The 634-nt window shown below is 36.1% G+C and carries 1 protein-coding gene; it reads right to left on the bottom strand.

Annotation, left to right across the window (positions count from 1 at the left end):
* Positions 1–634: PTS sugar transporter subunit IIC (locus ACI48P_RS22280; protein ID WP_475219658.1), on the bottom strand; the 634-nt coding region annotated here is incomplete at both ends.

Genomic DNA, 634 nt, shown 5'->3' on the forward strand with positions numbered 1-634 from the left:
CAAATACTGATAAAGCACCTATAGCCATTGGAGCACCAGTTAATCCTATCATAGCAGTTAAAGCCATAGAACTAAGTGGAGCAGTAGCAACAACAGTTATTAAACCTCCAAGTATTATCCCCATAAGAATTGGAGAAGCAGTTGAAGCTGATATTAAAACTGAACCTATAGTTTCTAAAGTACCGTTAACTATTGGACTAGTGAATTCACCTATACCAAATGCTAATGGAGTAGCAACTACTATTATAACTATTAAATCAAGACCAGCAGGTATTTTCTTTTCTAAGTACTTAACAACAAATGATACTAAGTATCCTGCTATGAAACCAGGTAATATTTTAAAGTTTAAACAAGTTAAACCTATCATTACTGCATAAACTGGTGAAACACCTAATGCTAAAGGAACTAAAGTCGCAGCAGCAACCCCACCTAATGAACCGTTAGCTGAACCAACTTTTAATAAGAAGTCGCTTCCTAAAACTTCACCAAAGAATGAGAAGTGGAAAGCTTCAACTAAGAAACTTGCACATGCAGCACTTGCAAGTCCTCCCATCGCCTTCATACCTTGTGGCGCTTTGTAACTAAATAATGTGAATAATGCCAATACTACTAATAAAAGAGCAGTACCTGTTAA

The sequence above is a fragment of the Romboutsia sp. LXY-2 genome, from assembly GCF_056171995.1.